Below are 19,009 nucleotides of genomic sequence, written 5' to 3'. Positions count from 1 at the left end.
GCCGCTGAAGCCAGCCTGAAGCGGAGCGGACCCGCCACCGGTCAGCGCAGCGGCACCCGCAGCGTCACTCGCGCGCCGCCCCACGGCGACTCCTCGATCGCGACGCTCCCGCCGTGCGCCGCCGCGATCTCGGCGACGATCGCGAGCCCGAGACCCGAGCCGCCGGCGTCGCGGGCGCGCCCCTCGTCCAGCCGCACGAAGCGCTCGAGCACCCGCTCGCGGTCGGCCGCCGGGATCCCCGGCCCGTCGTCGTCGACGACGAGCACGGCCGAGTCGCCCGCCCCGCGGGTCGCGATCGCCAGCCGCGCGGCGCGGTGCCGCACCGCGTTGTCGACGAGGTTCCGCAGCGCCCGCCCGAGCAGCGCCTCGTCCGCCACCGCCTGCACCGGCGAGACGCCTGAGGCGTCCACGGCGATCCCGGAGTCGCGCAGCCGCCGGACCTCGCGCAGCGCCAGGTCGTCGAGGTCGACCGGCGCCGCGAGCACGGCCAGCCGCGCCTCGTCGGCGCGCGCCAGCAGCAGCAGGCCCTCGATCAGGCCGCCCATCCGCACCGACTCCTCGGCGACCGTCGTCGCCAGCCGGGCCGCGTCGAGCCGGTCGGGGTGCGCGAGCGCGACCTCCGCGCTCTGCCGCAGCGCCGCGACCGGCGAGCGCAGCTCGTGCGAGGCGTCCGAGACGAACCGGCGCTGCCGCTCCTGGCCGTCCTCGAGGCGGCCTAGCATCCGGTTCAGGGTCTGCGCGAGCCGGTCGATCTCGTCGCCGGAGCCGGGCTCCGCGACACGGCGGTCCAGTGCCGCGGCGGTGACGGCGTCCGCCTCCGCGCGCATCCGGTCCACCGGCCGCAGGGCGCGGCCGACGACGATCCAGCAGACGATCGCGACGAAGGCGACCAGCAGCGGGACGGCGACCGCGAGCAGACCCGCGGTCGTCGCGAGCGCCTCCGCACGGCCCTCGTCGGGCACGCCGACGACGACGAGTGAGCCGTCGTCGAGCTCCTGCGTCGCGACGACCAGCGGATCCTCGTCCGCCGGCGTGGTCGTGAACGGCTCGTCGCGCTCCTCGGTCGCGAGCGCCGGCAGGTCGTCGGCGTCCTCGCCGGCGGCGGCCACGCGCCCGTCGACGATCAGCTGCACCACGCCCTCCGAGGCCCGCACCGCGTCCGCGCCGCCGCGCTCGACCAGGGTCGCGACCCGCTCCGCCTCGGTCTCGGCGGCCGTCGCGGCACTGCCCGCGAGCACCGAGGAGAGCACCAGCAGGAAGCCGGCCGCGCCGAGCACCGCCGCGAGGGCGACCACGGCGGTGGCCGCGAGCGTGATCCGGGAGCGCAGGGAGCGCCGCCGCGTCGTCCCGCCCCTCACGGCAGCACCGAGTAGCCCGCGCCGCGTTGGGTGCGGATCGTCTCGCGGCCGAACGGCCGGTCGATCTTGTTGCGGAGCGTCCGGATGTAGACCTCGACGATGTTGGGATCGCCGTCGAAGTCGAAGTCCCAGACCGCGCCGAGCACGTCGCGCTTGGAGACGACGTCGCCCGCCCGCGAGACGAGGTACTCCAGCACGCTGAACTCGCGGGCCGTGAGCGGGATCGCGACCCCGCCCCGCTCCACCCGGCGCGCGGCCGGATCGAGCACGAGATCGCCGACGGTCAGCACGGTGGGCCGCTCGGCGGCGCCGCGGCGGATCAGCGCCCGCAGCCGCGCGACCAGCACGGGGAAGGAGAACGGCTTGGTGAGGTAGTCGTCCGCGCCGGTGTCGAGCGCCTCGACCTGGTCGAGGTCGCCGTCCTTCGCGGTGAGCATCAGGATCGGCGTCCAGTCCTCGGCCGCGCGCAGCCGCTCGCAGACGCGGAAGCCGCTGATGTCGGGGAGCATCAGGTCGAGCACGATCGCCGCGTACTCCGCCTCCTGCGCGAGCCAGAGCGCGTCGGTGCCGTTCGTCGCGGTGTCGACCGCGAAGCCCTCGCCCTGCAGCCCCGCCTCGAGCGCGCCCAGCAGATTGATCTCGTCGTCGACGATGAGGATGCGGATGGGAGCCTCCCGGTCTCGGCGCGGACGCCCAGGTTAACCCGCGCGTTCCCCGCGTGCGCTAAGACGGTCCGGTGACAGCCGACGCCTCCCTCGCCCGCCGCCTCGGCCTCCGCGACGCCGTCGTGATCGGGCTCGGCTCGATGATCGGCGCCGGTCTCTTCTCGGCCTTCGCCCCCGCCGCCGCGGCGGCCGGGCCGTGGCTGCTGGTCGGCCTCGCGCTGGCCGCGATCGTCGCCTGGGCGAACGCCTCCTCCACGGCGCAGCTCGCCGCGCAGTACCCCCGCTCGGGCGGCGCCTACCTCTCCGGCCGGGAGCGGCTGGGCGAGTGGCCCGGCTTCCTGGCCGGCTGGAGCTTCGTCGTCGGCAAGACCGCGAGCTGCGCCGCGATGGCGCTGACCGTCGCCGCCTACGCCGCGCCCGCGGGCTGGGAGCGGCCGGTCGCGGGCGCCGCGGTCGTGGCGCTCGTCGCGGTGAACGTGCTCGGGGTGACCCGCACGGCGCTCGCGACGCGGATCCTGCTCTCGATCGTGCTCGTGGTGCTCGTCGTCGCGATGGCGGCGGCAGCGGCGTCCGGACCGGCGTCCGGACCGGCGTCCGTCACCGGCGCCGCCCGGCCCTTCGACGCCTACGGCGTGCTGCAGTCGGCCGGCCTGCTGTTCTTCGCCTTCGCCGGCTACGCCCGCCTCGCGACGATGGGGGAGGAGGTGCGCGACCCCGCCCGCACGATCCCGCGCGCGATCCTCGGCGCCCTCGTGCTCGCGGTCCTGCTCTACACGGTCGTCGGCGCCGGGCTGCTCGCGGCGCTCGGCCCGGAGCGGCTCGCCGCCTCGACGCAGCCGCTCGTCGACGCGGCCGCCGCCTGGCCGTGGACCGCGGTGCCGATCCGCGTGGGCGCGGCGGCGGCGAGCCTCGGCGCGCTGCTCGCGCTGATCGCCGGGATCGGCCGCACGAGCCTGGCGATGGCGCGGAACGGCGATCTGCCGCGGGCGCTCGCCGTGATCGATCCGGTCCGCAGCGTCCCGCGCCGCGCCGAGATCGCCGTCGGCCTGGTCGTCGTCGTCCTGGTGCTGGTGGCCGACCTGCGCTCGGCGATCGGCTTCTCCTCGTTCGGCGTGCTGCTCTACTACCTGGTCGCGAACGTCGCGGCGCTGACCCAGGAGGCCCCGCACCGCCGCTACCCGCGCCCGCTGGCGGTCGTCGGCGTCGCCGGCTGCCTCCTCCTCGTGGCGACCCTCCCGCCCGCCTCGATCGCGGGCGGCGTCGCGGTGCTCGCCGCGGGCGCGGCGTATCGGGCTGTCGCTCAGTCGCGTGCGCGGCCCGACGGGAGCGCGACCGAGCCGGTCAGGGTCGCTCCGCGAGAGTAGCTGTCACGTCTTCCAGCGCCTGGACCCAACGGGCTGTCGCGGCGGATCTGATCCTGCAGAGGTCGATCATCTTCGCGAGGTCGTCTGCAAGATCGCGGGCGAAGATCGGCTCGTGATGCGCGATCCGGTTGCGGAGGCGTCGAATCGTCTCCAGGTCGTCGTAGATCCTCGCGCGGAGCTGCTGCGGACTGTCGGTGTCGGCGTGCGGGAAGAGTGCGGCGATCTGCCGATTCCAGAGGCGCTGATCGTGACGTGCGGTGAACATCGCCTGCCAGAACATGAACTTCAGCTCCGCGATGACCTTCCCGGTCGAGCGCTCGACGGCTCTCACGCTCCTCAGGTTCCGCCGTGCGTTGAAGGCGGGCCCGCCACCGTCCGGCAGACTCTGCTCGAAGGTGGCGTTCCACGGCCATCGTGGGCCGTACTTGGTGGTCAGCGCGTCATCGACCGCGTTCCGCGTCGAGACCTCGGCGAAGTGCGCGGGAAGGATCAGTGCTGACGAGATCCGGGCGTTCCAGCCGTACAGCTCGACCGCCCTCGCCTGGTCGCCGGCCGCTGCCACCAGGTACGTTCCCATGCGGGGTGCGCTGAGCGCTGCGCAGATCGCCGGGACGTTCTGAGGCATGGCGAGCGGCATGGAGCGAGGGTACAATCGCTCCCAAGAGCTGCGAGACTTGCTGGCTTCGGCCTCCCCTTGCAGACGATCGAATCGGAAGAGGGATCCCCGCGGGGGTCCCTCTTCTCGTTTCTGCGCCACCGGCGCAGCCGTGTCGCTCAGTCGCGGGTGCGGCGGAGCAGCCAGACGAAGTAGGGCGCGCCGACCAGCGCGATCATCAGCCCCGCGGGCAGCTGCGACGGCGCGATCAGGGTGCGGCCGAGGGTGTCCGCGACGAGGACGAGCAGGCCGCCGAGCAGCATCGCGACCGGGACGATGCGTCCGTGGCGGGCGCCGACCAGCGTCCGGGCCAGGTGCGGCGCGACCAGTCCGACGAAGCCGACCGTGCCGACGGCGACGACGGCCAGCGAGGCGAGCACGGCGGCGAGGGCGAGCACGCCCAGGCGGGTGCGCTCGGGCCGGACGCCGAGGATCCGCGGCGTGTCCTCGTCGATCGCCAGCAGGTCGAGGCGGCGGCGCAGCCCGAGGAGCACCGGCAGCAGCACCAGGATCCCGAGCGCGACCGGCAGCACATCCGGCAGCGAGCGGCCGTAGGTCGTGCCGGAGAGCCAGGTGAGGATCCGCGGGGTCCGCCACGGGTCGGAGCTCAGCAGCAGGAAGGCGGTCACGGCGCTCAGCGCGTAGCCGGCACCGATGCCGACGAGCACGAAGCGGTCCGGCTGCAGCCCGCCGCGCCAGGAGAGCAGCGCGATCGCGCCGAAGGTCGCGAGCCCCGCGGCGATCGCCATCGCGATCAGCACCGGCCGGCCGCCGCCGCCCAGCCCGGTGGTGACGACGATCACGGCACCGAGCCCGGCGCCGGCCGTGATCCCGAGCAGCCCCGGCTCGGCCAGCGGATTGCGCACGGTGCCCTGCACGGCGGTGCCGGCGAGAGCGAGCGCCCCGCCCGCGAGCACGGCCGCGGCGATGCGCGGCGCCCGCTCGTCGAGGGCGCGGGCGACGAGGTCCGGTGCCGCGCTCTGCAGCCAGAGGACGACGTCGCCGAGCCGCAGCTGCAGGCTCCCCGCGAGCAGGGCGAGCACGATCGTCCCGGCGAGCAGGACGGCGACGACCCCGAGCACGACCCGGAACCGCCGCGCCGTCCGCAGCGTCGAGCGGACCGTCCGCGCCGACCGCGCCGCGCCGGCGTCGCGCATCCGCAGGGCGAGGACCACGATGACGAGCCCGCCGAGCACCGCGGTGGGGATGCCCGTCGGGATCGCCGTGGCTCCCTCCGGGCTGAGGATCGCGCGCAGCAGCGCGTCGGCGAGCACGATCAGCGCGGCGCCGATCAGCGCCGACGCGGGCACCAGGAAGACGTGGCGGCGCAGCGCCGGCACCCGCGCGGCCAGGAGCCGGGTGAGGACGGGGGCGCCGAGACCGACGAAGGCGATCGGCCCGGCCAGCGTCACCGACGTGCTGGTGAGCAGGACGGCGCAGAGCACGGCGAGCGCCCGCGTCGAGCGGACCGGGACGCCCAGTGAGGCGGCGCCGTCCTCGCCGAGGCCGAGCACGTCGAGGCGGCGCGAGAGCAGCAGGGCGAGCGCGAGGACGACGACGATCAGCGGAGCGGCGCGCGCCGACGCGTCGATGTTGAGCTGCCCGAGCGAGCCGCTGCCCCAGGCGAAGAGCCCGGTGGTGTTCTCCCGGAAGAGGATCAGCAGCATCGCGGTGCCGGAGTCGAGCGCCATCGCGATGGCCGAGCCGGCCAGGATCAGCCGGGTGCTGGAGGTGCCCGCGGCCCGCCCGGTGAGCGCCAGCACCAGCGCCGCCGCGGCGAGACCGCCGAGGAAGGCGACCCCGCTGGACGCCCAGAGCGGCACGGTCAGCGAGAAGGCGGCCACCGCGGTCAGGGCGAAGTAGGCGCCCGCGGTCACCGCGAGCGTGTCGGGGGAGGCGAGCGCGTTGCGCGAGATCGACTGCAGCAGCGCGCCGGCGGCGCCGAGAGCCAGGCCCACGGCGATGCCCGCGGACAGGCGCGGCAGCCGCGAGCCGGCGAAGACGTCGCCCGCCGAGACTCCGCCGACCGACACGTCCTCGCCGAGCAGGGCGCGCAGGAGCCCGTCCGCGCCGATGCCCGAGGTGCCCTGGGTCAGGTGCCAGAGCCCGATGAGCCCGACCGCGACCGCGAGGGCCGCGAGCACGCCGACGCCGCCGAGCGCCGCGCGCCGCCCGGAGGGGGCGGTCGCGCGGCGCTCGGCGGCAATCGGCGTCGTCGTCACTCGCCGACGATGACGTCCACGAAGGCGTCGATGGCCTGCTCGCCCGACTTCGGTCCGCCCGCGCCCCAGACGCCGGGCGGGAACTCGAAGGCACGGCCCTGCTGCACCGCGGGCAGCGCGGACCAGACCGGGCTCTTGGCGAGCTCGGTGACGTAGCTGTCGGGCGTGCCGTCGTTGGAGTAGACGAGGTTCGCCTCGCCGACCGCGGTCAGCCCCTCGATGTCGGTCTGCGCGAGTCCGTAGGAGGGGTCGACGCCGCCGCTGCCGTAGGAGTCGTTGATCTCGTCGGTCCAGGCGCCCTCCAGGCCGAGCTCCTCGCCGAGCTCGGTGAACAGCGCGCCCTTCCCGTAGGGGCGGATGACGACGTTGCCGCTCTCGATCCAGCCGTCGAAGAACACGAACTCCGGCGTCGCGAGCGCCGCCTCGGCGACCTCGCTCTTGGCGTCGGCGAGGTGCTGGTCGAACTCGGCGAGCACCGCGTCGGCGCGCTCGGTCCGGCCGGTGGCCTCGCCCAGGAGCGAGAACACCTCCTTCATGTTGTCGATCTGGCCGCTCGCGTCCGCGCCGATGGTGGCGAGCACGGGCACGTCGCGCTCCTCGAGCTGGGCGAGCAGCTCGTCGTCGGCGCTGTAGGCCTCCATCACGATCAGGTCGGGGTCGAGGCCGTAGAGGGTGTCGAGGTCCGGCTCGCCGCGCTCGCCCACGTCCGCGGTGCTCGCGGGCAGCGTCTCGGCGCTGACGTAGGTGGCGTAGTCCTCGGTCGAGGCGGCGCCGACCGGGGCGACGCAGAGCGTCAGCAGGTCCTCGGTCTGCTGCCACTCCAGCACGACGATCCGCTCGGCGGGCGCGTCGAGCTCGACGGTGCGGCCGAGGCTGTCGGTGAGCGAGACGGCGCCGGTGGCGGTCGCGGTGTCGTCGGCGGCGCACTCGGCGGAGTCGACGGTGCCGGCCGCGTCGGCGCTCTCGACGGCGGTGGTTCCGCAGCCGGTGAGCAGGAGCACTCCGACGGCGGCCGCGGCCAGGGCGGCGGGGAGGAGGGGGGCTCGGGTCATTCTTCGGTGTCCTCTCGGGAACGGGCAGGGGTCGGGTGGAGCGGGTCGTGCAGGCGGCTGCTGTGCTTCGAGACGGTGTGCCGGCTGACGGGGTCGATGCGCAGGTGTCCGGTCCGCTCGTCCACGGCGACCTCGACCCGCAATCCGTAGGCCGCCTCGATGTGCTCGGCGGTGAGCACGGCGAGCGGGTCGCCCTCGGCGAGGACGCGCCCGTCGCTCAGCAGCAGCAGGCGGTCGGCGACGCGCGCGGCGTGGTCGAGGTCGTGCAGGACGACGCCGATCGCGGCGCCGTGCACCTCGGCGAGATCGCGGATCAGGTCGAGTGTCTCCACCTGGTAGCGGAGGTCGAGGTGGTTGGTCGGCTCGTCGAGCAGCACCACGCCGGTGTCCTGCGCGAGGCAGGCCGCGAGCCAGACCCGCTGCAGCTCGCCGCCGCTGAGCTCGCCGGCCGCGCGCTCCGCCATCGACAGCACCCCGGTGGTGGCCATCGCCTGCTCCACCGCCTCGCGGTCGCGGGCGGACGGCCCGGCGAAGGCCCGGCGGTGCGGGTGGCGGCCGAAGGCGACGACCTCCCGGACGCTGAGGCCCTGCGGGGCGGTGCGGCTCTGCGCGAAGAGGGTCACCTCGCGGGCGAAGTCGCGGCTGCTCAGCGCGGTCGCGGGGCGGTCGCCGTCGAGGGTGACGGCGCCGCCGCTCGGGGCGTGCAGCCGCGCCAGCGCGCGCAGCAGCGTCGACTTGCCCGAGCCGTTCGGCCCGACGAGCGCGGTCACCCGGCCGGGCTCGAGCTCCACCGAGACGCCGTCGACGACGGTGCGCCGGCCGAAGCCGAGCACGAGGTCGGTGCCGGCGAGGCGCGAGGACGCGCGCGCGGGCTCGGAGGAGGGAGGCATGGGAGGAGCGGATTCCTGCGTCGGAGGGGGAAGCGGGAGGGGATCCGCTGAGTAAGGGTTGGCTTACCTTCCTCAGGCTAGGCGGCCGCCCCACCGTCCGCAATCGACTGCCGACGACACCGGATAGAGCGTTCCGGCCACCCGGGCCGCCTCTGCGTGGCACGGGACGGCGCCGCTCGAAGCGGCGGCTCCGACAGGGGTGGATCTCGATACGCCCGCTGCGCGGGCTACTCGATCAGCATGATGCTCCGGATCCGCTCTCCCTCCCATTCATGCTGGTCGAGTAGCCCCGCAGGGGCGTATCGAGACCCGACGCGGTCGAACGCCCCGCCTCAGCCCGCGGCCGATGCCGCGGCCGTGCGCTGATCCTGCGCGAAGGCACCCGGTGTGGTCCCCATCACCCGCTTGAACGCCGCGATGAAGGTGCTCGGGTGCGTGTGGCCCATCAGCTCCGAGACGTCCTGAACGCTGCGCCCCTCCGCCAGCAGCGCGAGCGCCCGGTGCGCCCGCAGCGCCTGCCGCCACTGCAGGAACGACAGCCCGGTCTGCGCGCGGAGGACCCGCGAGAGGGTCCGCTCGCCGACGCCGAGGTGCTCCGCCCAGTCGGCGAGCGTCCGCCGGTCGGTCGGGTCGTCGAGGAGGGCCGCGACCAGGGGCGCGAGCCGCTCGCCCTGCGGCACGGTGACGGAGTACTGCTCCGCCGACGGCGCGATGACGTCGAAGACCACCGCCTCCGCCCGCAGTCGCGCCGCCGCCTCGAGGTCGGTCCGCGCGAGCCGGGTGAGAAGCGCGGCGAGCACCGGGGTGATCTCGACGAGGACCGGCGCCGTGATCGGCACGGGCGAGCGCTCCGGATCGAACAGCGCGTCGCAGAGCGCGGTGCGCGCGGTCGTCCGCCCGGCGTGCTCCGTGCCGGCCGGGATCCAGACGCCGAAGCCGTCCGGCACGGTCAGGATCCGGTGCTCCAGCCGGACGGTCATGGTGCCGCCGCGGACCCAGACCAGCTCGTGCAGCGCGTGCCGGTGCGGCGCGAACTCGTGCGGCGCCTCGAGCCGGACGCTGCCGGCCGCGATCGCGAACGGCTCGGCGATGCGCGTCGGCGCACCGGTGTCCGCGACGACGACGGTGCTCGGCTCGCGCCGCCAGGTGCCCCGTGCGCTGTCCTCGTCCATGCCCACGATCTTAGGAAGCGCCCGCGCCGGGCAGACTGTTCCGGTGACCGCAGCGCAGATCTTCCGCGACCGCCTCGTCGAGCACATCGACGCCGTCGGCTTCGGTGCGCACGGCCTGCACGTGCTGATCGGCGACGACACGGCCGAGCACCGCTGGACGCCGGACGTCCGCGAGGACGTGCACTCCGTCGCCAAGGGCGTCTGCGTGCTGGCCGCGGGGCTGGCCGTCGACGAGGGCCTGATCTCGCTCGACGAGCCGCTGGGACCGCTGGCCGCAGACGTCTCAGCGGATCTCGGCGAGGGAGTCGCGGACCTCACGCTGCGCCGGCTGCTCAGCATGACGAGCGGCATCGACCTGCCGTGGTCGCCGACCCTGATGACGGACTGGCCGGACCTCGCCGTCGAGTTCCTCCGCCGGCCCTCCGCCGGGCCCGTCTTCCAGTACTCCAATGCCAGCAGCTACACCGCGATGCGGCTCCTGGAGACGCGGGTGGGCGACGTGGGGGACTACGTCGACCGCAGGCTCCTGCAGCCGCTCGGGATCGAGGGCGCGGAGTGGGAGCGCTGCCCGAACGGCCGCATCGTCGCCGGCAGCGGACTGGCGCTCCGCACGGAGGAGACCGCCCGGATCGGCCGCCTCCTCCGCGATCGCGGCGTCTGGCGGGGCGAGCGGATCCTCGCGCCCGAGTGGAGCGACCTGATGCACTCCGAGTGGGTCGCCGCGGGCACCGGCCCGGGCTACCGGCGCTACGCGCTCGCCGGCTGGGACGGCCCCGGCGCGAGCTGGCGCCTGCACGGCGCCTACGGCCAGCTGCTCGTCTTCGCGGGCGACGCAGTGGTGACGATCAGCGCCGACGACCATCCGGGCGCCGACGCGATCGCCGCGTTCATCGCGGCGGAGCGGGCGGCCGCCCAGCACTGACTGCCGGCCAGCACCGACGGCCGGCCCGCACCCGCGGACTACTCGTCGCGGTCGGTGTACTCGCCCTCGCCGGTGGAGTCGGGACCGGAGCCCTCGGTGTCGACGTAGCTGCCCTTCTCGGTGCTCGACTCCTCGTGCGAGGAGGTGTCGACGTAGCTGCCCTCCCGCTCGCCGTCGGTGTGCGAGACGCCGTCGGTCTCGGTGTACTCGCCCTCGGCCGAGGTGTCGGTGCTGTGTCCGTCGGTGCTGTGTTCGTGGGTGCTGTGGCCGTCGGTGCCGTGGCCGCCCGTGCCGTGGCCGTCCGCGTCGCCGTCCGCGAGGTGGCGGCCGCGTCGGGTCGTCGCCTCGGTCGTGCCGCCGCTCTCGGTGGTCGTGGTGGTCTCGAACTCGTCGTCGTGTGCCATGGCGGGGCTCCTCGCCTCATCGCGTCGGGTGGATGCAGTCGACGATCCTGCACCCGGTCCGCCGGTGCAAGCCGTCGCGGCTGCACATCCGCGCACCTTGACATCCGGCGCACGTCCGCGTCACGGGCACGTCGGCGTCCCGGGCACTTCGCCGTTCCCCGCCCCGAGCGCAACTCCTGTCGCGACCCGTCCGCCGCCGCCTAGCCTCCGAGCATGACTGCACGGACTGCACGCACCCGCTGGAGCGTCATCGGCCAGCTCGGCCCCCTCTTCGACGACGGCGGCCCGATGCTGCTCGTCGAGGCCCGCTCGGCCTTCGGGCGGCGGCCGATGCACCGCGCGAAGGCGCAGCTGCTGCTCTCGGCCCTGCGCCACCGCGGCCGCGAGCTCGGCGACCGCGTCGAGTACGTCCGCGCCGAGACCTTCGCCGAGGGGCTCGCGGGCCGCGACGACCTCGAGGTGATCGACCCGCCGACCCGGGGCGGCCGCCGCCTCGCCCGCCGGCTGGGCATGAGCGTGCTGCCCAGCCGCGGCTTCGTCACGGAGGAGGAGGACTTCCGCGAGTGGGCGCTCGCGAAGTCCGGCAAGCGACTCCTCCTCGAGGACTTCTACCGCTGGAGCCGCGAGCGCACCGGGGTGCTGATGCGCGGCGACCAGCCGGAGGGCGGCCGCTGGAACTACGACCACGACAACCGCAACCCGCCGCCCAAGGGCGCGTCGCGGCTCGGCCTGCCCGATCCGTGGTGGCCGGAGGAGGACGACATCGACGAGGAGGTGCGCGCCGATCTCGCCCGCTGGGAGCGCGAGGGCGCGATCCGGCTCGTCGGCGAGGACGGCCCGCGCCGGTTCGCGGCGACCCCTGCGGAGGCGGAGGCGGCGCTCGCCGACTTCGTCTCGTCGCGGCTCGGCGACTTCGGCACCTACGAGGACGCGATGCTCTCCGGCGACTGGACGATGGCGCACTCGCTGCTGAGCGCCCCGCTCAACCTCGGCCTGCTCGATCCGCGCGCCGTCATCGACGCCGCCGCGGCCGAGCACGCCTCGGGCGGCGCCCCGCTCGCGAGCGTCGAGGGCTTCGTCCGGCAGATCCTCGGCTGGCGCGACTACGTCTGGCACCTCTACTGGCACCTCGGTCCGGACTACCGCGAGCGCAGCAACGCGCTCGGCGCGAAGGCCTCGCTGCCGCAGCAGCTGCTCGACCTCGATCCGGCCGGCATCGAGGCGAACTGCCTGCACGAGACCCTCGACGACGTGCGCCACCACGGCTGGGCGCACCACATCCAGCGGCTGATGGTGCTCGGCAACTGGGGCCTGCAGCGCGGCTGGGACCCGGCCGAGCTGAACGACTGGTTCGTCGACGTCTTCGTCGACGGCACGGAGTGGGTGATGCCCGCGAACGTGATCGGCATGTCCCAGCACGCGGACGGCGGTGTCGTGGCGACCAAGCCGTACTCCTCCGGCGGCGCCTACATCAACAAGATGTCCGACTACTGCGGCGGCTGCCGCTTCAACCCGAAGGTGCGCCTGGGCGAGAACGCCTGCCCCGTCACCGCCGGCTACTGGGCCTTCCTCGACCGCACCGAGCCCGTCCTCCGCGGCAACCACCGGATGGCCCAGCCCCTCGCGGGCCTGCGCGCCCTCTCCGACCGCGCCGCCGTCGTCGACCAGGAGCGCCACCGCGAGAGCTACTGACCCCGCTGCCCGCAGGAGCCAGGTCTCGATACGCGCTGCGCGCTGCTCGACCAGCAGGAGCCGACCCGCGTCGACGCGCTGTGGGCGCACTGCATGCTGATCGAGTAGCCCGCGCAGCGGGCGTATCGAGATCGGGCCCGTCGGAACGCCCCCGCGACGCGAGCGTCTCCGGCTCCGCCTAGCCCGCGCGGTACACCGACACCGTCACCGCGACGGTCACCGCCGTCGTCTCCTCGCGCCCCGCCAGCAGCGCGTCCACCGCCGCCGCGTCGACGTGGTGCGCGCTCGGCCCCATCAGCACCTCGGCCCGCAGCTCGTCCGGGGTCATCGCGACCGCGTAGTCCAGCTCCTCGCGCGCCACCCGCTCGAAGCCCTGCAGCTGCTCGTCGAGCCGCTCCGCCTTGCCCGCGTCGATGCCGAGCATCCCGAACACCGGGCGGATCTCGCCCAGGTGCCGCTCGCGAGGCGTCACCACGATCGCGACGCCGCCCGCCCGCAGCACCCGCCGCATCTCCGGCGCGTTCCGCGGCGCGAAGACGGTCAGCAGCGCGTCCGCGCAGCCGTCGGCGAGCGGCAGCGGCTGCCACAGGTCCGCCGTCGCCACCGCGGCCCGCGGATGCGCGCGCGCAGCCCGGCGCGCCGCCGCCGCCGACAGGTCCAGCCCCAGCCCGCTCGCCTCCGGCCGCGCCTCGAGGACCGCCGCGAGGTATGCGCCGGTCCCGCAGCCGAGGTCCACGACCAGCCGCGCGTCCGCCGGCACCGCCGCGGCGACCGCGTCCTGGATCGGCCGGTAGTGCCCGGAGCTCAGGAGCACGTCGCGCGCCTGCACCATCGCCGCGGTGTCGCCCGAGGTCGCGTGCCGGCCGCGCAGCAGCGAGACGTAGCCCTGGCGCGCCAGATCCGCGCTGTGGCCGAGCGGGCAGCGCAGCAGGGTCGGCCGCGGCAGCGCGTCCGGCGCGAGCGGCGCCCCGCAGACCGGGCAGGCGAGCGCGGGCAGGACCGCCGACCCGGGGACGCCCGCCGGGTCGAAGGGGTGCCGGCTCACGCGGAGCGCCCCGGATCGCGGGGCACGGAGTCGGGCTGCTCCGGATCGTGCCGCATCGCCGTGATCGCCGAGTTCAGCGTCGCGATCACCGGCACCGCGAACAGCGCGCCGGCCAGTCCCGCCACCTCGAGCCCGGTCGCGACGCCCAGCACGACGGCGAGCGGATGCACCTTCACGGCCGAGCCGAGGATCAGCGGCTGCAGCACGTGCCCCTCGAGCAGATGCACGACGACGACGACGCCGATCATGATCAGCGCCGCCACCGGTCCGCTGAACAGCAGCGCGACGACCGCCGCGAGCGCCCCCGTCACGATCGCGCCGAGGAACGGCACGAAGGAGCCGAGGAACACCACGATCGCGATCGGCACGACCAGCGGCAGCTGCAGAGCGAGCGCGCCGATCCCGATGCCGATCGCGTTGATCGCCGCGACTCCGAGCTGCGCCCGGACGAACTGGCTGAGCGTCCGCCAGCCGGCCGCAGCCCCCGTGTCCAGCGGCAGGCGCGCGGCGCGCGGCATCAGGCGGAGGAACCAGGTCCAGATCCGCCGGCCGTCCAGCAGCAGGAAGATCAGCGAGAACAGGGTGAGCAGCGCGCCCGCGAACACCTCGGCCACCTGCGAGCCGACGGCGAGGGCCCCTGAGGCGATCGTCGACGCCTGGGTGTCGGCCCAGTCGATCGCCTTCTGCGCCCAGTCGCCGAGCTGCACGTCGGAGAAGCCGAGCGGCGGGCCCTGCAGCCAGGCCTCCACGTCGTCGACCGCGTCGAGCGCCCGCTGCCCGACGCCGCCGAAGCCCGCGCGGGACTGGACGACGACGAGCCCGATGAGGCCGACCAGCGCGAGCAGGAGCGCGAGGATCGAGACGAGCACGGCCAGCGGGCGCGGCAGCCGCCAGCGCTCGAGCCGGTCGCGCAGCGGAGTGAGCAGCGCCGTGACCAGGATCGCGATCAGCACCGGCACCACGACGACCGGCACCAGCGCGACGAGCTTCACGACGAGCCAGAGCAGCGCGGCGACGGCCAGCACCCGCCAGCCCCAGGCGGCGGCGATCCGCATGCCGGGGGAGACATCGTGCGGCGCGTCGCCGACGGCGTCCGGGGGAGTCGCGCCAGGCGGAGTCGCGCCGGGAGGAGTCGCGGCCGGAGGGGTCGCCGTCGCGTCGCGTCTCCCGTCGCGCGGCCGGCGTCCTCGCATGTCCCCTCCGATTTCCCTCGCAGTGTACGACTGCGGCGGACGACCTGCCCGGGAGTCCGGCGCCGGAACGACGGATCCGGTTGCAAAATGATATGGAAACTGACGTAATGGAGGCACTATGGCCCTCACGAGCACGGTTTTCGAACGATCCGCCCCCGATCCCACCGTCGTCGACGCCGCCCTGACGGGCGCGCGCCGCGCCGTGTTCTGGCTCGAGGACCCCGGCGCCCCGCGACCGGCCCTCGCCGGCGCCGTCCGCGCCGACCTGGTGGTCGTCGGCGGCGGCTACACCGGCCTGTGGAGCGCCCTGCGCGCGAAGGAGCGCGAGCCGAGCCGCCGCGTGGTGCTGCTCGAGGCCCGCTCGCTCGGCTGGGCCGCCTCCGGTCGGAACGGCGGCTTCGTCGAGTCGAGCCTCACCCACGGCCGCGAGAACGGCCTCGCGCGCTGGCCCGCCGAGGCCGCCCGCCTCGAGGAGCTGGGCGTGCGGAACCTCGACGACATCGAGGCGACCGTCGCCCGCTACGGCATGGACTGCGACTTCGAGCGCACCGGCTCGCTCGCGGTCGCGGTGGAGGAGTACCAGGTCGGCCCGCTCGCGGACGGCGACGGCGTCGCGGGCGGCCGCTTCCTCGACACCGCCGAGGTGCGCGCCCTGGTCGACTCGCCGACCTTCCTGGCCGGCCTCGCCGCGCCCGCCGAGCAGTGCGCCCTGGTGCACCCCGGCAAGCTCGTCCGCGAGCTCGCGCGGGTCGCGGAGGAGCTCGGCGTCGAGATCCACGAGGACAGCCGCGTGCTCGGCCTCGAGCGCGACGGCGCCGGCGTGCTCGTCCGCACCGCGGGCGGCTCCGTGGCGGCGGATCAGGCGATCCTCGGCACCAGTGCCTTCCCCTCGCTGCTCGCGCGCACCCGGCTGATGACCGTCCCGGTCTACGACCACGTCCTGATGACCGAGCCGCTCGACACCGCCCAGCTGGCCTCGATCGGCTGGACCGGCCGCGAGGGCCTCAGCGACGTCGCCAACCAGTTCCACTACTACCGCCGCACCGCCGACGACCGCATCCTCTGGGGCGGATACGACGCCGTGTACCACCCCGGCGGCCGGATCCGCTCGGCCTACGAGGACCGCCCGGAGACCGACCGCGCCCTCGCCGCGCACTTCCTGACCACCTTCCCGCAGCTCGAGGGCCTCCGCTTCAGCCACCGCTGGGCCGGGGTGATCGACACCAGCACCCGCTTCGCCGCCTTCTACGGCACCGCGCTCGCCGGTCGCGTCGCCTACGCCGCGGGCTACACCGGCCTCGGCGTCGGGACGACCGCCTTCGCGGCCGACGTGCTCCTCGACCTCCTGGCCGGCGAGCCGACCGAGCGGACCGAGCTGGAGATGGTGCGCAAGCGCCCGCTGCCGTTCCCGCCCGAGCCGTTCGCCACCGCGGGGATCCAGGCCACGCGCTGGTCGCTCGACCGCGCCGACCACGACGGCGGCCGGCGGAATCCGCTGCTGCGGACCCTCGACGCGCTCGGGCTGGGCTTCGACTCCTGATCGGCCGCGACTCCTGATCGGCCGCGATTCCTGATCCGCCCGGCTCGTGATCGGCCCCGACTCCTGACGGCGCCCTCCGCCCGGTAGCGTGCTCTGCGAGGGCACCGTCGGGTGCGGGAGGGACACGGATGCTCGCGTCAGCGCTCGAGGTCCTGCTCGCGGTCGCAGGGGCCGCCGCCGGTGCCGTCCTCGTCGTCAGCGGCGTGCTGAAGCTCGGGCGGACGGAGCGGTTCCGCGCGAGCCTCGCCGCGCTCGGTCTGCCCGCCCGGCTCTCCGCGGGCCCGCTCTTCGCCCGTGCCTTCCCCGTCGTCGAGATCGCGCTCGGCCTGGCGATCCTGCTCGCCCCCGCGCCGCTGCACCGGGGCGCGCTGCTCGGCGCGGTCGCGGTCGACGTCGTCTTCCTCGTCGTCGCGATCCGGGCTGTCCGCGCCCCGGAGCCGGTCGAGTGCGAGTGCTTCGGCGGCCTCGGCGACGCCAGGATGACCGGCCGCACGGTCGCGCGGAACGCCGTCCTGCTCGCGCTGGCGCTCGCCGGGCTCGTCGGGGCCGCCGCGCCGGCGGAGCTGCTCGTCCCCGGGGTCCCGGCGCTGATCGCCGTGCTGCTCGCTCTCGCGCTCGTCCCGGTCCGCGATCGGCTCGCCGCCCGAGCACCCGCCGCCTCGACGCCCGCGCCGGCACCCGTGTCCCCGAGCGGCATCGGCGACCTCGCCTTCCTCACCGCCGCCGGCGAGCCGATCGCCCTCGCCGAGTGGGCGGACCCGCCGACGCACCTCGTCTTCTTCTCGCCGTCCTGCATCTCCTGCCACGAGCTGGTCGAGCGCTTCCGCTGGTGGCCGAACGGCCTGCGCGAGGGCGAGGAGCTGATGCCCGTCTTCCTCGGCGCCCCCGCCGACTTCGCCGCCCACGAGGTGTTCGCCCCGCTCGTCGAGCACGCGCTCTACGACCCCGATCGGTCGATCGCCGCCGCCCTCGGTCGTGGCGCCACCCCGGGCCACGTGCTGCTGGACCCCGAGCACCCCCTCGGCGACGGCTGGACCAGCGGCGCGTTCGAGATCGAGAGGCGGGTGCTCCGCCCCGACTTCTTCGAGGACGTCCGCCGCGGTGCGGTCGGACCCGTCCCCGACGCCGCCGGGCACGCATGACCCCGTTCCTGGTGGTGCTGGTCCTCGCGCTGGTCGTGATCGCCGGCGCCGCCGTCGTCGGCCCGCGCCTCGGCGTCGCCTCGCCGCTCGTGCTGGTCGGGATCGGGGTGGCCGCGAGCTTCCTGCCCGTCGTCGGTCCGATCGAGATCGAGCCGGAGTGGATCCTGGCCGGGGTGCTCCCGCCGCTGCTCTACTCGTCCGCGGTGTCGATGCCGGCGATGAACTTCCGCCGCGAGTTCGGTGCGATCAGCGGACTCTCGGTGCTGCTGGTCGTCGGCACCTCGCTCGTGCTCGGCCTGTTCTTCCAGCTGGTCCTGCCGGATCTCGGCTTCGCCTGGGGCGTCGCGCTCGGCGCGATCGTCAGCCCCACGGACGCGGTGGCGACGTCGATCGTCAAGGGCACCTCCGTCTCGCGCCGGGTCGTCGCGATGCTCGACGGTGAGAGCCTGCTCAACGACGCGACGGCCCTGGTGCTGCTGCGCACCGCGATCGCGGCCGCCGCGGCGAGCTTCTCCTTCTGGGGCGCACTGGGCTCGTTCGGCTACTCCGTGCTGATCGCCGCTGTCGTCGGCGGTCTCGTCGGCTGGCTGAACCTGGCCGTGCGCCGGCGGGTGCAGGACCCGACGGTCAACACGATCCTGTCCTTCACCGTGCCCTTCCTCGCCTCCGTTCCGGCCGAGCTCCTCGGCGCCTCGGGACTGGTCGCGGCGGTCGTCGCCGGCGTCGTCACGGGCATCCGCGCGCCGCGCGAGCTCTCGCCGCAGAACCGCCTGTCCGACTCGCAGAATTGGCGGACGGTCGAGCTGGTGCTCGAGGGCACGGTGTTCCTCACGATGGGCCTGCAGGTCCGGGCGATCGTGACGAGCGTCGAGGAGGACCACGCCGGCGTCGGCCCGGCCGTGCTGATCGCGGCGGGCGCGCTCCTGCTGACGATCCTGGTGCGCGCGGCCTACGTCGCCCCGCTGCTCGGCGTGCTGAGGAGCCGCGGCCGGCTGCGCGAGCGGATGCGCCCCCGCGTCGAGGGCCTGCAGGAGCAGATGGGCACCGAGGAGGGTCGCGAGGAGAGCCTGAAGCGGATCAGCCGCGGGCGCCGGTCGCCGACCGCCCGCGATCTCGAGCGCTTCGGCACCCGGCTGACCCGGATGCTCGCCGACATGGAGTACTTCGTCCGCGCGCCGCTCGGCTGGCGCGAGGGCACGGCCGTGGTCTGGGCCGGGATGCGCGGCGCCGTCACGGTCGCCGCCGCGCAGACCCTGCCCGAGGACACCCCGCAGCGCTCGGTCCTCGTGCTGATCGCGTTCGCGGTGGCCGCGCTGTCGCTGCTGCTGCAGGGCGGCACGGTCGGGCCGCTGCTGCGCGCCATCGCCCCGGACGTCGACGAGGCGGCCGAGGCGGTGGCCCGCGAGGAGGAGCGCACCCGCGTCTTCGCCCTCCTGCGCACCAGCGCCGAGGCCGTCCAGGAGCCGCCGCCCGCCCCGGACGCCCCGCGGACCGAGGCGTTCCTCCAGGCGCAGCGGCACCGGCTGGCCGTGATCGCGGCGCAACGCGCCGACCTCCTCGACGCCCGCGACAACGGCACCTTCGACGCCGACGTCCTCGCCTCGGTGCTCGCCGCCCTCGACGCCTCGCAGATCGACCTCGAGATCCGCGCGCGCACCGCCCGCTGATCCCGGTTCCGCGCGCCGCTCGCGGG

At 75.0% G+C, this 19,009-nt stretch carries 16 protein-coding genes; 6 read left to right on the top strand and 10 right to left on the bottom strand.

The window, feature by feature from the left end; all coding sequences use genetic code 11:
* Positions 1–41 precede the first annotated feature (41 nt).
* Together MT351_RS01050 and MT351_RS01045 are read right to left on the bottom strand one after the other, a co-directional pair.
* Positions 42–1,358 (bottom strand): cell wall metabolism sensor histidine kinase WalK, encoded by a 1,317-nt coding sequence (locus MT351_RS01050; RefSeq protein ID WP_243581036.1) that lies wholly within the window; start codon positions 1,356–1,358, stop codon positions 42–44.
* Entirely contained in the window at positions 1,355–2,023 is a 669-nt protein-coding gene (locus tag MT351_RS01045) for a response regulator transcription factor (protein ID WP_123701685.1), read from the bottom strand. Before MT351_RS01045 ends, MT351_RS01050 begins: the two co-directional genes overlap by 4 nt.
* 71 nt (positions 2,024–2,094) lie before the next feature.
* Between MT351_RS01045 and MT351_RS01040 the strand changes: the two genes are divergently transcribed.
* Positions 2,095–3,387: an APC family permease gene (locus MT351_RS01040; RefSeq protein WP_243581035.1), complete on the top strand. Its 1,293-nt coding sequence runs from the start codon at positions 2,095–2,097 to the stop codon at positions 3,385–3,387.
* On the opposite strand, the gene MT351_RS01035 is transcribed toward MT351_RS01040, so the two are convergent.
* The 5 genes from MT351_RS01035 to MT351_RS01015 all read right to left on the bottom strand — a co-directional run bounded on the left by MT351_RS01035 (position 3,365) and on the right by MT351_RS01015 (position 9,378).
* Positions 3,365–4,024 (bottom strand): hypothetical protein, encoded by a 660-nt coding sequence (locus tag MT351_RS01035; protein WP_243581034.1) that lies wholly within the window; start codon positions 4,022–4,024, stop codon positions 3,365–3,367. The genes MT351_RS01040 and MT351_RS01035 overlap by 23 nt on opposite strands.
* A 137-nt stretch (positions 4,025–4,161) precedes the next feature.
* Entirely contained in the window at positions 4,162–6,264 is a 2,103-nt protein-coding gene (locus MT351_RS01030; protein WP_243581033.1) for an iron ABC transporter permease, read from the bottom strand.
* Positions 6,261–7,316, bottom strand: a complete 1,056-nt coding sequence (locus MT351_RS01025; protein ID WP_132434896.1) for an ABC transporter substrate-binding protein — start codon at positions 7,314–7,316, stop codon at positions 6,261–6,263. Before MT351_RS01025 ends, MT351_RS01030 begins: the two co-directional genes overlap by 4 nt.
* Positions 7,313–8,206: an ABC transporter ATP-binding protein gene (locus MT351_RS01020; RefSeq protein ID WP_243581032.1), complete on the bottom strand. Its 894-nt coding sequence runs from the start codon at positions 8,204–8,206 to the stop codon at positions 7,313–7,315. Before MT351_RS01020 ends, MT351_RS01025 begins: the two co-directional genes overlap by 4 nt.
* Positions 8,207–8,538: 332 nt before the next feature.
* On the bottom strand, positions 8,539–9,378 hold the full coding sequence (locus MT351_RS01015; RefSeq protein ID WP_127888350.1) for a helix-turn-helix domain-containing protein: 840 nt from the start codon (positions 9,376–9,378) through the stop codon (positions 8,539–8,541).
* Positions 9,379–9,421: 43 nt separating this feature from the next.
* Here MT351_RS01015 and MT351_RS01010 point away from each other — a divergent pair, with 43 nt between their 5' ends.
* A complete protein-coding gene (locus MT351_RS01010; RefSeq protein WP_243581031.1) occupies positions 9,422–10,300 on the top strand; it encodes a serine hydrolase in 879 nt (292 codons plus the stop codon).
* 38 nt (positions 10,301–10,338) lie between these two features.
* On the opposite strand, the gene MT351_RS01005 is transcribed toward MT351_RS01010, so the two are convergent.
* Positions 10,339–10,704 carry a hypothetical protein gene (locus MT351_RS01005; protein WP_132434890.1) on the bottom strand — a complete coding sequence of 122 codons (366 nt, stop codon included), beginning with the start codon at positions 10,702–10,704 and terminating at the stop codon, positions 10,339–10,341.
* Between the two features lie 213 nt (positions 10,705–10,917).
* Here MT351_RS01005 and MT351_RS01000 point away from each other — a divergent pair, with 213 nt between their 5' ends.
* A complete protein-coding gene (locus tag MT351_RS01000; RefSeq protein WP_243581030.1) occupies positions 10,918–12,396 on the top strand; it encodes a cryptochrome/photolyase family protein in 1,479 nt (492 codons plus the stop codon).
* A 178-nt stretch (positions 12,397–12,574) separates the two neighbouring features.
* On the opposite strand, the gene MT351_RS00995 is transcribed toward MT351_RS01000, so the two are convergent.
* Together MT351_RS00995 and MT351_RS00990 are read right to left on the bottom strand one after the other, a co-directional pair.
* Positions 12,575–13,441, bottom strand: coding sequence for a methyltransferase domain-containing protein (locus MT351_RS00995; RefSeq protein WP_243581029.1), 867 nt, complete (start codon positions 13,439–13,441; stop codon positions 12,575–12,577).
* Positions 13,438–14,634, bottom strand: coding sequence for an AI-2E family transporter (locus MT351_RS00990; protein ID WP_243581028.1), 1,197 nt, complete (start codon positions 14,632–14,634; stop codon positions 13,438–13,440). Before MT351_RS00990 ends, MT351_RS00995 begins: the two co-directional genes overlap by 4 nt.
* 118 nt (positions 14,635–14,752) lie before the next feature.
* On the opposite strand from MT351_RS00990, the gene MT351_RS00985 reads away from it, so the two are divergent.
* From MT351_RS00985 to MT351_RS00975, 3 genes are all read left to right on the top strand, one after another.
* Entirely contained in the window at positions 14,753–16,174 is a 1,422-nt protein-coding gene (locus tag MT351_RS00985) for an FAD-binding oxidoreductase (protein WP_243581027.1), read from the top strand.
* Positions 16,175–16,302: 128 nt separating this feature from the next.
* Positions 16,303–17,316: a MauE/DoxX family redox-associated membrane protein gene (locus MT351_RS00980; protein WP_243581026.1), complete on the top strand. Its 1,014-nt coding sequence runs from the start codon at positions 16,303–16,305 to the stop codon at positions 17,314–17,316.
* Positions 17,313–18,983, top strand: a complete 1,671-nt coding sequence (locus MT351_RS00975) for a sodium:proton antiporter (RefSeq protein ID WP_243581025.1) — start codon at positions 17,313–17,315, stop codon at positions 18,981–18,983. Before MT351_RS00980 ends, MT351_RS00975 begins: the two co-directional genes overlap by 4 nt.
* Positions 18,984–19,009: the final 26 nt, after the last annotated feature.

Origin of the sequence: Rathayibacter sp. VKM Ac-2926 (assembly GCF_022815565.1) — a bacterium.
GTDB lineage: Bacteria > Actinomycetota > Actinomycetes > Actinomycetales > Microbacteriaceae > Rathayibacter > Rathayibacter festucae.
Note: the sequence above shows the minus strand (reverse complement) of the source record. Positions and strands in the feature narration are given on the sequence as shown.